Origin of the sequence: Actinoplanes sp. CA-252034 (assembly GCF_050956125.1) — a bacterium.
Classification (GTDB): domain Bacteria; phylum Actinomycetota; class Actinomycetes; order Mycobacteriales; family Micromonosporaceae; genus Actinoplanes.
On sequence record NZ_CP191846.1, the window covers coordinates 10043354 to 10057875 of the forward strand.

Consider the following 14522-nt stretch of genomic DNA (forward strand, 5'->3'; position numbering starts at 1 on the left):
GAGCGGCTCCGGATGCCGGGCCGTAGCGTGTCCGGCATCACCGCGGAAAGTGCCGGACCGAGCGCATGCTGTGAACACAGCGCTTTCTCAGCCGGCCTCACGCAGAATGCCGGGAGTCCCGAAGCCGCGAGGTGGCCGCACCGATGACCGAACTGCTGACCCTGTTGGCGACGCCTGCGTGGGCCTATCTTGCCCTGTTCGCGTTCCTCACGGTCGACGCTCTGGTCCCTGTGGTACCCACCCAGGCCATCATGATCACCTCCGGCGCCCTCACGGTGTACGGGAATCTGGAGCTGGCCCTGGTGATCGCGGTCGGCGCGCTCGGCATGTTCGCCGGTGACGGCATCGCGTTCGTGCTGGGCCGCTCGACCGGCTCCCGGATGGGCATGCTTGCGGCCCGGTTCGCGCCGCACCATTCCGAGTCCGAGTCGCGGACCAGGCGGGCGGCCGAGCGGTTCACCCGCGGGCTGCGCCGGCCCGGCCCGCTCGTGGTGCTGCTCTGTCGATTCGTGCCGGGTGGCCGGATGGCCTCCGGATACAACGCGGGCCGCACCGGCTACCCGATCCGCAGTTTCGTCGGGTATGACGGCGCGGCCGCGCTGACGTGGGCCGCCTACGGCGGACTGGTCGGGCACCTGGGGGGCACCGCGATCACCCAGTCCGCCTGGCGGCTGTTCGCCCTGGCCGCCGGCGCCGCGGTGGTCTTCGGCGCCGCCGGCTGGGCGCTGGCCCTCTTCGGGGGTCAGAAGAGCGATCAGACAAGCGATCAGACAAGCGAACTGCCGAGCGGCCGAAGGAGCGGGCCGACCGCTACTGCACCTCGTGCAGCATCAGCTGACGTGCCGCTTCCGCGATAGACCCCGACAGCGAGGGGTAGATCGTGATGGTGTGCGCCAGCTGATCGACGGTCAGGTTGTTCTCGATGGCCATGGTGATCGGCAGGATCAGCTCGCTCGCCTTCGGCGCCACCACGACACCACCGACGATCTGCCCGGTCGCCGGCCGGCAGAACAGTTTCACGAACCCGTCCTGCAGCCCCGACATCTTGGCCCGCGCGTTGCCGGTCAGCGGCAGCATCACCTGGCGCGCCGGGAAGCGGCCCGAGTCGACCTCGTTCTGCGAGACTCCGACGGTGGCCAGCTCCGGGTCGGTGAAGACGTTCGCCGACACGGTCCGCAGCCGCAGCGGGGCCACGGCCTCGCCCATGGCGTGCCAGATGGCGATCCGGCCCTGCATGGCCGCCACGCTGGCGAGCGGCAGGACACCGGTGCAGTCGCCGGCCGCGTAGATGCCGGGGACGTTGGTACGCGACACCCGGTCCACGGCCACGTAGCCGCTGTCGGAGACCTCCACCCCGTACTCCCGCAGACCCAGCTCGGTCGTGTTGGGGATGGCACCGACCGCCATCAGGCAGTGCGAGCCCTCGACGATGCGCCCGTCGGAGAGCGTCACGCGTACCCCGTCGCCGGTGTTCTCCACCGCGTCGCCCCGGGATTGACTGTGAATGGTCATGCCCCGCTCACGGAAGACCCGCTCGATCGCCATCGCGGCGTCGGCGTCCTCGTGGGGCATGACGCGCTCGCGGCTGGAGATGAGCGTCACCTTCACACCCATCGCCAGGTAGGCGCTGGCGAACTCGGCGCCGGTCACGCCGGAGCCGATCACCACCAGATGGCTGGGCAGCTCCTCGAGGTCCCACACCTGGCGCCAGTCGAGGATCCGCCGGCCGTCCGGCCGGGCCGTGGGCAGCACCCGCGGGGTGGCCCCGGTGGCCAGCAGCACGGTGCTCGCCTCGACCGGGTAGGTCTCCCCACCGTCCGGGGTGATCAGCACCTGGTGGGTGTGCCCCAGCCGGTCCTCCCCGAGCCGGGCCCAGCCCCGGACCACGTTCACCCCGGCCTTGACCAGCTTGGTCTGGATGTCACCGGACTGGGCGAGGGCGAGTTTCTTGACCCGTTCGTTGACCGCTTTCGCGTCGACGCTGACCCCGGACAGGCCGGAGGACCGGATTCCGAACCGCTCCTCGTGGCGGTAACCGGTCATCACCTCGGAACTGGCGATGAAGGTCTTGGACGGCACGCAGTCGGTGAGCACACACGCGCCACCCGGCCCCTCCGCCTCGACGAGCGTGACGTCCGCCCCGAGCTGCGCGGCGACCAGAGCCGCCTCATATCCGCCCGGTCCGCCACCGATGATCACGATCCGACTCACGACAAACCGACCCCCAAAAACCATTAGACGTGCCGACACGCACTCCTCATATTCTCACCACCGCTCGCTACGACTATCGTCGTCGCCGTGCGTCACTACGCCGCGTATGGCTCGAACCTGGATCCCGCCCGCATGCGGGCCTACTGCCCACACTCGCCGATGGTCGGCGTGGGGTGGGTGGAAGGCTGGCGCCTCACCTTCGCCGGTGAGGGAGAAATGGGCTGGGAGGGGGCGGTAACCACGATCGTCGAGTCACCCGGCGACCGGGTCTTCGTCTCGCTCTATGACGTCCACCCATGGGATGCGTCACAGCTCGACGAGGTCGAGGGGGTGACTGCAGGGGCGTACCAGAAGGTAACCGTGCGTGTATCGACGCTGGACGGAGACGTACCCGCGTGGGTCTACGTCTTCACCGGCTACGAGGGCGGCCTGCCGACCGCGTGGTATTTGTCGGAGATAGCGAATGCGGCCGAGAAGGCCGGCGCGCCCGACGACTACGTCGCCGATCTGCGCGGCCGGCCCACCGGCACGGCGTCCCCGGAGATCTAGCCCGCTCCGACGCTCGCCGCCGCCTCGACCGTGGTGCGGTAGATGTTGGCCCGGTACAGCGCGTCCATGCCGACCTTGAAATACAGGCTCGCGGCATCGGTCGGGTTGGCCAGGTCGACACCGAGACCGGCCTTCGGCCGTCCCTTCGCGGCGTAGGTCGCGAAGGCGCGGCGCAGCAGGGCCTCGCCGACACCCCTCTTGCGGTACGCCCGGAGCGTCGCGAGATGCTTCACCCAGCCCTCGGAGGTGTCCTCACCACCGTCGCTGGACTGGAGGACGCCGACGATCAGCCCGTCCGCCTCGGCGACGAACCACTCGTCGAACGGGGTGCCGGGCTTGGCGATCTGCTCGCGCCAGCCGTCGAACGGGATCGCCCGGTGGTCGGAGTCGACGAACGCGTCCTCGATCACCGAGTGGAAGTCCCGGAGCTCGGTCTCGTCCTCGTGGCGGACCGGACGCACGGTGATGCCGGCCGGCGGCTCCGGGGCGACCGGCGAGAACCCGTCGAGCGACATCTGCATCCGGGCGAACTGCTTGAGGAACACGAACCCGGCGTCGGTCAGCGCCGCGATCAGCTCGGTCTCGCCCGGGATAGCCCCGGACCGCACCTCGTAGACCGGGTGCCCCAGCTCGGCGGCCCGCTCGGTCATCCGGACCATCAGCAGCTCGAGCAGCGGTTTCAGGGCGGGCAGGCCGCTGCCGGGCCAGAAGTAGACGTTTGCCATGTCACGGGCGCCGCCGGTGGAGTTACCGGGGAACGACCAGCCGACGATCCTGCCGGAGTCGTCGAGGGCGAGCAGGCAGTCACGGGCCATGTCGGTGTTCGGCGTGGTGAGGTCTTCGCGCACCTCGTCGGCGGTGTAGTCGGGCTCCCCCACCGCGGCGATGTCGCTGGCGTGCACCAACTCGAGGATCGCGGGCACGTCGTCGAGAGTCGGCCGGCGGGTGGTCCAGCCCGGGGGAAGTTCCGTCATGCGGGCATCGGACCACGGCGTACCCGCCCGTGCCAATCGAGTTTCGCGGGCCGCCCGGGGCGCCTACGATGGCCGCATGCAGTCGCGCCGTGAGTCGATGACGCGCCCCTTCCCGGGGCTCCTCGCCGTGCGCTGACCAGATCACACGAGCAGGCCCCGTCCCGTCGGGGCCGTGGTTCGGCGTCTCCCCGTCCGGGACCGGGCGGAAAGAGACGATCATGAACACCTTCTACGTGACGACCGCCATTCCGTACGTCAACGCCGCCCCGCATCTCGGGCACGCGCTGGAGCTGGTGCAGGCCGACGTGCTGGCGCGGCACGCCCGGTCCCGCGGGCGCCCGGTGCGGTTCCTGACCGGCACCGACGACAACGCCCTGAAGAACGTCACCGCGGCCCGTGCCGCCGGGGTGGACGTGCGCGCCTTCGTCGACGCGAACGCCGCCCGCTTCGCCGCCCTGCGCGAGCCGCTGTCGCTGTCCTTCGACGACTTCGTCCGGACCAGCGCCGACGCCCGGCACACGGCCGGCGTGGCCCGTCTGTGGCGGGAGTGCGCGGCCGCGGGTGACTTCTACCGGCGCACCTATCAGGGCCTCTACTGTGCCGGCTGTGAGCAGTTCTGGGCCGCCGTCGAGCTCGCCGACGGGCTCTGCCCCGAGCATCGGGTGGCCCCGGAGCCGGTCGCCGAGGAGAACTGGTTCTTCCGGTTGTCCCGCTACACCGGCCGGATTCTGGAGCTGCTGGAGTCCGGGCGACTGCGTATCGAGCCGGCCGCCCGGCGCAACGAGGTGCTCGCCTTCGTCCGGGCCGGCCTGACCGATTTCAGCGTCTCCCGTCCGGCGGCCCGGGCCGGTGGCTGGGGCATCCCGGTTCCCGGCGATCCGGATCAGGTCGTCTACGTCTGGTGGGACGCGCTGGCCAACTACGTCACCACGCTCGGGTACGCCGGCGACGACCCCCGCTACCGGCGCTGGTGGTCCGGTCCGGGCGAGCGGGCGCACGTGGTCGGCAAGGGCATCGTCCGGTTCCACGCCGTCCACTGGCCGGCCCTGCTGCTCTCCGCGGGTCTGCCCCTGCCCACGTCGATCCTGGTCCACGACTACCTGTCGGCGGACGGGGCGAAGCTGTCCAAGAGCGCCGGCAACACGATCGACCCGTTCGCGCTCGCCGGCCGGTATGGCGCCGATGCCGTGCGCTGGTGGCTGGTGCGCGAACCGGCCCGGGTCGGTGACACCGACTTCACCGTCGAGCGGCTGATCCGGCGGGCTGACGGCGACCTCGCCAACGGGCTCGGCAATCTGGTCAACCGCACCCTCTCGCTGGCCTGGAGGCATCGCGGGGGCCGGGTGCCGGAGACCGTGCCCACCGGCCCGCTCGGGGCGGCGTGTGACCGTCTGGCCGGCCGGATCGACCGGGCGCTGCACGACTTCGACTTCCGGGCCGCCACCGACGCGCTGGTGGCCGTGGTCGACGAGGGCAACCGGCTGGTCGAGGCCGAGCGCCCGTGGGAGCCGGCCGCCGACGCCCGTCTCGACGCGGTGCTGGGTGCCCTGATCACAGCCTGTCGCCTGGTCGCCGCCGAACTGTCCCCGTTCCTCCCGGACGGCGCCGCCCGTCTCCGCGACCGTCTCCTCACCGGCGACCGGGTGGCCCGCCCCGAGCCGGCCTTCCCCCGCATCGCCGGCGGCCGACCGCGACCGGGCACCACGGAAACGCGGGACCGGCACAGCGGACCGGACGGCAGCCCGACGGCGCGGGACCGGCACAGCGGACCGGACGGCAGCCCCGCGGCGCGGGACCGGCACAGCGGACCGGACGGCAGCCCCGCGGCGCGGGACCGGCTCAGCGGGCCAGCCGGTGGCCCAGCGACTCGAGCAGACCCGTGAACTCGATGCGCTCGGACTGGTCGAGGGCGGCGTAGGCCTGGCCGGCCAGCGAGTCGGCCACCGCGTCGGACCACATGAGGCGGCGGATCAGCGGGCCCGACGGAGGGTACGGCCCCTGCCAGCCGAGCGCCACCGCGCCGGTCTCGCCCTCCGGGCCCGCGATGATCGCCTCGAGTGGGGTGAGCCCGCTGGCCCGGACCGCCAGGACGTGCACGCCCAGGCGGTGCTCGTGCAGCTGGTGCAGCAGCATCGCGGCCCGCGCCCCGGGTGTGGCCGCCGGCGCCGGCATGGCCCGCCACGCGGCGTAGAGGGGCAGTCCGGCGGTGTCCACATGGTCGGTGATCCGGCCCGCCAGGTCGATCAGGCGGGCCAGCCGGGGAAACCCGCCGAGGTGTTCGTCGCCCCATTTGCAGAGCTCACCCAGGTGCCATTTCGCGACCTCGCTCGGGGCGGACGCTTTCACCGCCGCCTCCCAGCCGTCGGTGACCGCCTCCGGGGCGATGAACGCCAGCACCGCGGCCACCGTCTCCGAGCGCACCTCGCCGAGCGCCCCGGCCCGCGCCGACACGTGGTACGCCCACCCGGACAGCCCCAGCAGACGAGCGCCCTGAAGGGTCCGGGGGATTCCGAGAAGGCCCGGAGGATCGCGGCGAGTCCCGTGCGAGCGTGGGCGGCGGCCTGTTCGGGGGTCACCTGCCCGATTCTGCTCTCCCTGACCGTCTAAAGAAAATCTCCATCGATCGTCCGAAGAGAACGCTCCCCCGTTCTATGTCGCCTCCAACTCGTCGAGGGCCGCCTGCACGTCCCCGACCCGGCGCCGGGCTGCCGCGGAATCCCGTTCGGCGGCGCGGCGGGCCAGTTTGCGCCGGGCCACGTCGGCGACCGCCTCGGTCCGCCGCCGTTCCAGCTCGGCGAGCTCGGCGTCGAGGTCCTCGACCAGATGACCGGCCTCCCGCTCGGCGTCCTCGGCCCGTTCCAGCCGCCCGTCGGCGCGCCGTTCGTCGGCTCGCGCGGTGGCCAGCTCCCGGTCGAGCTCACGCCGGCGACGCTCGTTCTCCCGGCGCCGCCGCTCCTGCTCCCGGCGGCGCTGCTCCTCGACGGCAGTCTCCCGCGCCGACAGCGACGGCGGCTCCGCCGGGGAGGGTGGCCCGGCCCCGGAGGACGGCTCCGCCGGCGGCTCCGAGGAACCGGCCGCCGAGGAGGCCGGCTCGTCGGTGACCAGCCGCAACCGTGGTCGTGGCACCTCACCGAACCCCGCATAGGAGACCGCCCGGATCAACCGCCCGGACCGCACCTGCTCGGCGATCTCCGGATCGGCCAGTGCCGCCGTGAACGTCGCCTCCACATCCCCGAGCGGCAGTTTCCCGGCAGCGGTCCCGGACTCCTCGACCGCGAGCCGGCGGGCGGCCGACACCAGCGACGACACGAACTGCCGCCGCTGAGTGGACAGCTCCCGCAACTGGTCCCCCAGCAACTCCCGCTGTGCGGCCCGCAACGCGGCGGCGAGCTCGACCAGCTGCTCGATCAGCTCGGGCCGTCGCAGCGCCACGAGGTTGACCACCCAGGCCGCCACGGTCGGCTTCTTCAGGGCGGCGAGCCGCTTGGCGGTGTCCCGGTCACCGGCTTTGCGGGCGTCCTCGATCGCGGCCGCGCGGGCCGCCACGAACCCGTCCGGCGGCGCCTCGTACAGCCGCCGGACCACGGCGTCGATGCCGAGCACGTCAGTCCAGCGGGGTGCCCGGCGCCACCTGCCGGAACTTCGTCTCGGAGAAGCTCTCCAGGTGCTTGCCGTAGACGGCCGCCCCACGGTCGTTGACCAGTCCGTCGTGCAGTGCGAAGGCCCGCCCCGGCCGGACCCCGCGGACGAACTCCAGCGACTCGGCGATCGTCGCCCACGGCGCGTTCAACGGCACGAAGAGCGTCTCCACCTCGACGTCCGGCGCCACGAACGAGTCACCCGGGTGGTAGAGGTTGCCCGCCCCGTCGTCGACGAGGAACCCGAGGTTGGCGAAGACCGGCACGTACGGGTGAATGATCGCGTGTTGCCCGCCGAAGGCCCGGACCCGGTAGCCGGCCGCCTCGAACTCCTGCCCGGCGGCGACCGCGGTGGTGGCCGCCGCGACGTCGGCGAGCAGTGGGAGCACCGCCTCGTGCGCGAAGATCCGCAGTTCCGGTCGCCGGGCGACGGCCGACGTGACGGCCGCGACGTCGAGGTGATCGAAGTGCTCGTGGGTGATGAGCACCGCATCCGCGCCGTCCAATGCGGACGCTTCGGAGAACTCGCCGGGATCGACGACCAGCACCCCCGCCCCTTCGACGCGTAGGCAGGAATGCGTGAACTTCGTGACGCGCACGGGACCCCTCCGCTGCTGTTTCGTAACCGCTCACCCCGCAGTCTGCCGGAACCGGGATGTGCGTGCCGCACGTCCCACGGTCAGTGAAGACTCAGATCGGAGCTGCCATGAGAAAACGGGGAATCATCGCGGCGTTGCTGGCGGGCATGATGCTCGCCGGATGTGGCGCCGACTCATCGGATATGGGCGAGAACACCGCGGCTCAGCCGGCCGGGGGCGTGCCGAGGGCGGCGCGGCCGCCGAGCGGGCGCCGCAGCAGGCCGGCGGGGCCGCGCCGGAGCAGGCCAAGGACACCGCCGCACAGGCACCCGACCTGCGAATAGACCAGCGATCGATCATCTACACCGGGTCGATCACGGTCCGGGTCAAGAACGTCAACGACGAGGCCGCCAAGGTCACCGGCATCGCCGCGGGCGCCGGCGGTTTCATCGGCGGCGACGAGCGGCACACCGGTGACGGGTCGTCCACGGCGACCATCACCCTGCGCATCCCGGCCGACAAGTTCTCCGCCGTCGTCGACCAGATCGCCGGCATCGGCGTCGAGGAGAATCGCGGCATCAACACTCAGGACGTCACCGAGGAGGTCGTCGACCTCGACGCCCGGATCGAGGTGCAGAAGGCGCGGGTGGAGAGCGGCAAGCGTCTCCTCGCCGAGGCGAAGTCCCTCGACGACCTGGTGATGCTGGAGCGCGAGGTCGCCTCCCGGGAGTCGGATCTGGCGTCGCTGGAGGCCAAGAAGCGCCGGCTGAGCGATCTCACGTCGCTCTCCACGATCACGGTCATCCTGCTCGGCCCGAACGCGACCGTGACCGACGACGGCGACGACCCGGCCGGTTTCCTGGGCGGGCTCACCAACGGCTGGAACGCCCTGGTCGCCTCGCTGGGCGTGCTGCTCACCGTGCTCGGCGCGCTCCTACCGTGGATCATCGCCCTCGGCCTCCCGGCATGGGCGATCCTCCACCTGCTACGCCGTCACCGGCGCCGCAACACCCCGGTGGTCGCCCCGGCCCCCGAGATCTCCACTTCAACCCCCTGATCCGGCACGCCCCACCCAGCCCCACACCGAAAAAGGCATAGCCAAAGCACCATCCGCACCGTCCAATACAACCCTTGGCGTGGTCCCGGCCGCCCCTCCGGGCCGCCGCCGACGCGAGGACGTAGCCACAGAACGGCCCGCAAAACGCCGCCGGTGAGGAGGCGACTGATTTTTCGACGCCCGCGGGGTTTGCGGGCGGCGGAAAATCACTCGCCTCCTCACCGGTTAAAAGGCGTTTTGCCGCGGAGCGAAGCGGAGCCAGCAAGCTCAGCCAGCCAGCTCAGCTCAGCTCAGAATGCGCCTGTCGACAACGCGGCCAGAGCGGTGTGGGCCATCACCCGGACGCCGTAGCCGATGCAGCTCTCGTCCACGTCGAAGTCGCCTTGGTGCAGGTCGTGGCGGACGTCCGAGCCGGGCCGGCCGGTGCCGAGCCGGATCATCGCGCCCGGCACGTGCTCGAGGTAGAACGAGAAGTCCTCGCCGCCCATGCTGAGCTCGGCCTCGACGACCCGGTCCGCGCCGAGAGCGGCCCCGGCCGCGCCCGCGATGATCGCCGACGCCATCCGGTCGTTGATCACGGGCGGGACTCCGCGGATGTAGTTGACGTCGACCTCGGCGCCGGTCGGCGCGACCACCTCGCGGATCAGCTTGGTGATCAGCTCGGGGGCGTCCCGCCAGGCTTCCCGGCTGAGGACCCGCACGGTGCCGCGGACCTCGCCCGCGCCGGGGATCGCGTTGAACGCCTGCCCGGCGTGCACCGACCCCCATACCAGGGAGAGTCCGGCGCGCGGGTCCATCCGGCGGCTGAGCAGCGCCGGGACGTCGACGATGATCCGGCCGAGGGCGTGCACGAGGTCGGCGGTGAGGTGCGGCCGGGCGGTGTGCCCGCCGGGCCCGCTGAGCTTGACCTCGACCGCGTCGGCGGCGGCGGTGAACGGCCCGGAGCGGACACCGACCAGCCCGGCCGGCAGTTGCGGGTAGCAGTGCAGGGCGTAGATGGCGTCGACGTCCTTGAGCGCGCCGGCGGCGATCACCTCGGGCGCCCCGGACGGCATGGCCTCCTCGGCCGGCTGGAAGATCAGCCGGACCCGGCCGGGCAGCAGGCCCTGCTCGTTGAGCTGGGCGAGCGCCATGCCGAGGCCGAGCACGATGGTGGTGTGCACGTCGTGGCCGCAGGCGTGGGCCTGGCCGTCGACGGTGCTGCGGTAGGGCACGTCCTTGAGGTCCTGCAGCGGCAGCGAGTCGATGTCGGCGCGGAAGGCGATGGTGCGCGGGCCTTGGCCGATGTCGCAGACGACCCCGTTGCCGCGCGGCATCATCCGCGGGGAGAGACCGGCGACGACCAGCTCACGGGCGATGAGGGCGGCGGTCTCGAACTCGGAGTGTGACGGCTCGGGGTGTGCGTGAATGTGCCGGCGAATCGCTACGAGCTCGGCGCCCCTGGATGCGAGCCAGCGGTCCAGCCGGCCGGGGAGCGGGTCGGTTCCGGGCAGCTGCCCGGGCCACGACGTATCGGCGCCTTCCGGCGCCTCCAGAGCAGTAGTCACTTCGGCTTCCGTATCACTCTCGAAGATTCGTCGGTTTACGCAACGCGCGACAGCCTAGTCCCGTTTGTCGTGACGCTGTGTAACGGTCGCGTAAAGAGGTGCTCACGCCCCGGCCGAGGTACGGCGGGCGCAGAGGGAGATCGTCCCTGCCCGCCAACCCCTCAACGGGTAGTGGATCGCGGAGGTGACGCGACACACTACGAGTACGTCGAGCAGCTCAGAACCGTTCGACGGGGCGGTGTACGCCCCATACCCCGCGGAGGGTGTGACACACCTCCCCGACGGTGGCACGGAGACGCAAGGCCTCTTTCATCAACGGTAGGACGTTCACACTTCCGGCGGCGGCCTTCGCCAGATCTTTCAATGCGTCCTGGACAGCCGGGCCGTCCCGGTCCTCCCGGAGGCGGGCGAGTCGGGCCACCTGGGCGACCTCGATGGCCGGATCGACCCGGAGCGGCTCGTACTTCTCCTCGGACTCGGCGACGAACCGGTTGACGCCGATCACGACCCGTTCGCCGCTGTCGATCTCGGTGGCGATCCGGTACGCGGACGCCTCGATCTCGCCTTTCTGGAAGCCCTGTTCGATGGCGTCGACGGCGGAGCCGTACTCGAAGACCCGGTCGATCAGTGCGGTCGCCTCCTTCTCCACCGTGTCGGTCAGCGCCTCGACCGCGTAGGAGCCGGCGAACGGGTCCACCGTGCCGGTCAGTCCGCTCTCGTAGGCGAGCACCTGCTGGGTGCGCAGGGCCAGCCGGGCCGATTTCTCGGTGGGCAGGGCGAGGGCCTCGTCATACGAGTTGGTGTGCAGCGACTGGGTGCCGCCGGCGATCGCGCCGAGTGCCTGGATCGCCACCCGGATCAGGTTGACCTCGGGCTGCTGGGCGGTGAGCTGGACTCCGGCGGTCTGGGTGTGGAAGCGGAGCATCAGCGATTTGGGGTCCTTCGCCCCGAACTCGTCGCGCATGATCCGCGCCCACATCCGGCGGGCTGCCCGGAACTTGGCGATCTCCTCGAGCAGGGTGGTCCGGGCCACGAAGAAGAACGACAACCGGGGCGCGAAGTCGTCGACGGCCAGGCCCGCGGCGATCGCCGCCCGTACGTACTCGATGCCGTTGGCCAGGGTGAACGCGATCTCCTGCACGGGCGACGCGCCGGCCTCGGCCATGTGGTAGCCGGAGATCGAGATGGTGTTCCACTTGGGGATCTCGGCCCGGCAGTAGGCGAACGTGTCGGCGACCAGCCGCAGCGACGGCTTCGGCGGGAAGATGTACGTCCCGCGGGCGATGTACTCCTTGAGGATGTCGTTCTGGATGGTGCCCTGCAGCGCCGACCCGGGACGCCCTGCTCCTCCGCGACCAGTTGGTAGAGCAGCAGCAGCACCGAGCCGGGCGCGTTGATCGTCATCGAGGTGGAGACCCGGTCGAGCGGGATGTCCTTGAAGAGCAGCCGCATGTCGTCGATCGAGTCGATCGCCACACCGACCTTGCCGACCTCGCCGTGCGCGATCGGCTCGTCGGAGTCGTAACCCATCTGGGTGGGCAGGTCGAAAGCCACGGAGAGGCCCATGGTCCCGGCCGCGAGCAGTTGATGGTAGCGGGCGTTCGACTCGGCGGCGGTCCCGAATCCGGCGTACTGCCGCATGGTCCACGGCCGTTTGGTGTACATCGTCGGATAGACGCCCCGGGTGTACGGATATTCACCGGGCTCGTCGGATCCGGCGCCCGCGGGCACGTCGGCAGGCCCGTACACCGGCTGGATGGGAAACCCCGACTCTGCATTCACAGATGAAATCCTAAGACTCGTTAAGGCGTCCGACCGTGAGGAATTTGCCACCCTGCGTCCGTCGGCCCTCAACCCTCGGCCACTCGGCCATCACGGAGGGTCGAAGTGTCGTGAACAGTGATGTCGTGACTTTCATTCGGGGGGTGACGGCAGGCAAGATAGCGGGGTTGGTCGACAGCCCCTATACCCCCTCGGTGGCATCCTCAGTGACTCAATCTCCGACGTGGAGTGGCGGTAACGCGGCTCCCCCCAGCGGACGCGCCGCCCCGGGCACGCTCATCGGCGGGCGGTACACGCTGCGCGCCGCGGTGGGTCACGGCGGCATGGGAACGGTGTGGCGGGCGGCGGACACGCTGTTGCGCCGTGACGTGGCGATCAAGGAGGTCATCCTCCCGCCCGGCCTGGCCCCGAGCGACCGTGACGCGATGTATGAGCGGACCATGCGCGAGGCCCGGGCGGCGGCGGCGCTGCAGCACCCGGCCGTGGTGCAGGTCTACGACGTCGTGCACGAGAACGGCCGTCCCTGGATCGTGATGGAGCTGCTGGACGCGCGCAGCCTCGCCGACATGGTGATCGAGGACGGCCCGGTCTCCCCGCGGGTGGTGGCGAAGATCGGCATCGCACTGCTCGGCGCCCTCGAGGTGGCCCACGCGCACGGGGTGCTGCACCGCGACGTGAAGCCGGCGAACGTGCTGATCTGCGGTGACGGACGCTGCGTGCTGACCGACTTCGGCGTCGCCCGGATGCCCACCGACGTGCAGCTGACCACGCCGGGCATGGTCCTGGGCTCGCCGCACTTCATCTCGCCGGAGCGGGCCATGGGCCACGAATTCGGCCCGCCGAGCGACCTGTTCTCGCTGGGTGTCACGCTCTACACCGCGATCGAGGGCCGTCCGCCGTTCGACAAGGGCGACCCGATCGAGACCATGCACTCGGTCGTCGAGGACCCACCCGCCCCGGTGGTGCGCGCCGGCTCGCTGACCCCGGTGCTGATGGGCCTGCTGGAGAAGAACCCGGCGCAGCGGATGGACGTGCAGACCGCCCGCACGATTCTGCGGCAGCAGCTGGCCGGCCCGCTGGCCAGCAAGAACCCGCCGCACATGATGACCGATCCGTATTCGGTGGTCCCGTCGCCGCGACCGGTCAGCCCGGCACCGGCCGAGACCCAGCAGATCCCGCCGCAGCCGAGCGGTCAGATCGGCGGCCGCGCGATGCTGACACCCGGCGAGTCGCTCACCGACCACCTGGCCAAGCTGGACCAGCAGAACTCGGGTGGTCGCCGCCGGGCCCCCGAGCCGCCGGCGCCGACGGGCCCGGGCGCGATCGCGCCGACCGGCGCGATGCCGGCCCACAAACTGCCCAACAACAGCGGCCGCCCGCCCCTGCCCGACAACAACGGCCGCCCCGGCGGTGACACGACCAGCGTCATCCCGCCGCAGGGGCCGTGGGGTCAGCAGCCGCCCGGCGGCCGCCCCGGCACCGTGGTGATGAGCCCGGCCGCCAAGCGCCGCACCACCATCGACAAGGTGGTGGGCACCGCCAGGGAGACGACCGGGCGCGCCGTCACCACGTTCAAGTCGTGGCCGCGCAACAAGCAGCTGATCTCCGGTGGCGCGGCCGCCGCCGTGGTCCTGGTGCTGGTGCTGGTCTTCGCCATGAGCGGATCGGCCGACCCCGCGCCGACCACGCCACAGGCGGGCGGGCAGCCGAGCAATGCCGCCGCGGCCGATGTCGAGACGCAGCCGTACAAGGGCAACGCCGCGGTCAGCGTGGATGTGCCGGCCGGCTGGACTCGCGCGGCGGGTGGCGTCTACGTGGAGTACATCGACCCCGCGGACAGGACCACCAAGGTCCGTGTCCTGGTCGAGTCGGGCAAGGTTGCGCCGACCAAGTTCGTCACCCAGACCGCTCCGGCCGGGCTCAAGAAGGGCAGCTCCTGCCCTGACCCGTTCCAGTCGCTCGCCACGCAGGAGGTGACGATCGCCGGTAACCCGGGCGCCGAGTTCGAGTACACCTGCGGCGAGGGCGCCGACATGCGTCACGGCATCTGGCGGATGACCACGGTCGGCGGCAAGATGTACAGCTTCTTCCTGACCACGACGGATGCGAAGTTCGCCGACTACCGGAAGTACTACGACGTCATGGCGGAGACGTTCCAGCTCAACCTGTGACGGCTCTGTGCTATC

At 71.1% G+C, this 14522-nt stretch carries 10 protein-coding genes and 2 pseudogenes; 5 read left to right on the forward strand and 7 right to left on the reverse strand.

Annotated features, from left to right (window positions below; translation table 11 throughout):
- Positions 1 to 143: 143 nt before the first annotated feature.
- Positions 144 to 857, forward strand: coding sequence for a DedA family protein (locus ACQPZW_RS45375; RefSeq protein WP_433792177.1), 714 nt, complete (start codon positions 144 to 146; stop codon positions 855 to 857).
- Here ACQPZW_RS45375 and ACQPZW_RS45380 read toward each other — a convergent pair.
- A complete protein-coding gene (locus tag ACQPZW_RS45380; protein ID WP_433792178.1) occupies positions 811 to 2211 on the reverse strand; it encodes an NAD(P)H-quinone dehydrogenase in 1401 nt (466 codons plus the stop codon). The genes ACQPZW_RS45375 and ACQPZW_RS45380 overlap by 47 nt on opposite strands.
- A gap of 87 nt (positions 2212 to 2298) precedes the next feature.
- Between ACQPZW_RS45380 and ACQPZW_RS45385 the strand changes: the two genes are divergently transcribed.
- The gene (locus ACQPZW_RS45385; protein ID WP_433792179.1) at positions 2299 to 2760 is read left to right on the forward strand and encodes a gamma-glutamylcyclotransferase; all 462 of its coding nucleotides are present in this window, start codon (positions 2299 to 2301) and stop codon (positions 2758 to 2760) included.
- Here the strand turns inward: ACQPZW_RS45385 and ACQPZW_RS45390 are convergent.
- Positions 2757 to 3734 carry a GNAT family N-acetyltransferase gene (locus tag ACQPZW_RS45390; protein WP_433792180.1) on the reverse strand — a complete coding sequence of 326 codons (978 nt, stop codon included), beginning with the start codon at positions 3732 to 3734 and terminating at the stop codon, positions 2757 to 2759. The two genes, ACQPZW_RS45385 and ACQPZW_RS45390, sit on opposite strands and share 4 nt — an antisense overlap.
- A gap of 218 nt (positions 3735 to 3952) precedes the next feature.
- On the opposite strand from ACQPZW_RS45390, the gene ACQPZW_RS45395 reads away from it, so the two are divergent.
- Positions 3953 to 5617 carry a methionine--tRNA ligase gene (locus ACQPZW_RS45395; RefSeq protein ID WP_433792181.1) on the forward strand — a complete coding sequence of 555 codons (1665 nt, stop codon included), beginning with the start codon at positions 3953 to 3955 and terminating at the stop codon, positions 5615 to 5617.
- On the opposite strand, the pseudogene ACQPZW_RS45400 reads toward ACQPZW_RS45395, so the two are convergent.
- The 3 genes and pseudogenes from ACQPZW_RS45400 to ACQPZW_RS45410 all read right to left on the reverse strand — a co-directional run bounded on the left by ACQPZW_RS45400 (position 5574) and on the right by ACQPZW_RS45410 (position 7971).
- Positions 5574 to 6310 (reverse strand): annotated as a pseudogene (locus ACQPZW_RS45400) (SCO6745 family protein). The gene ACQPZW_RS45395 and the pseudogene ACQPZW_RS45400 overlap by 44 nt on opposite strands.
- 73 nt (positions 6311 to 6383) lie before the next feature.
- Entirely contained in the window at positions 6384 to 7337 is a 954-nt protein-coding gene (locus tag ACQPZW_RS45405) for a hypothetical protein (RefSeq protein ID WP_433792182.1), read from the reverse strand.
- Between the two features lies 1 nt (position 7338).
- Complete coding sequence (locus ACQPZW_RS45410) at positions 7339 to 7971, reverse strand: MBL fold metallo-hydrolase (RefSeq protein ID WP_433792183.1); 633 nt, start codon at positions 7969 to 7971, stop codon at positions 7339 to 7341.
- A gap of 160 nt (positions 7972 to 8131) precedes the next feature.
- On the opposite strand from ACQPZW_RS45410, the gene ACQPZW_RS45415 reads away from it, so the two are divergent.
- The gene (locus tag ACQPZW_RS45415) at positions 8132 to 9007 is read left to right on the forward strand and encodes a DUF4349 domain-containing protein (RefSeq protein ID WP_433792184.1); all 876 of its coding nucleotides are present in this window, start codon (positions 8132 to 8134) and stop codon (positions 9005 to 9007) included.
- Positions 9008 to 9297: 290 nt separating this feature from the next.
- On the opposite strand, the gene ACQPZW_RS45420 is transcribed toward ACQPZW_RS45415, so the two are convergent.
- Positions 9298 to 10554 carry an amidohydrolase gene (locus ACQPZW_RS45420; protein ID WP_433792185.1) on the reverse strand — a complete coding sequence of 419 codons (1257 nt, stop codon included), beginning with the start codon at positions 10552 to 10554 and terminating at the stop codon, positions 9298 to 9300.
- A gap of 217 nt (positions 10555 to 10771) precedes the next feature.
- A pseudogene (locus tag ACQPZW_RS45425) lies at positions 10772 to 12336 on the reverse strand (acyl-CoA mutase large subunit family protein).
- 206 nt (positions 12337 to 12542) lie between these two features.
- On the opposite strand from ACQPZW_RS45425, the gene ACQPZW_RS45430 reads away from it, so the two are divergent.
- Positions 12543 to 14507, forward strand: coding sequence for a protein kinase domain-containing protein (locus ACQPZW_RS45430; RefSeq protein WP_433792186.1), 1965 nt, complete (start codon positions 12543 to 12545; stop codon positions 14505 to 14507).
- Positions 14508 to 14522: the final 15 nt, after the last annotated feature.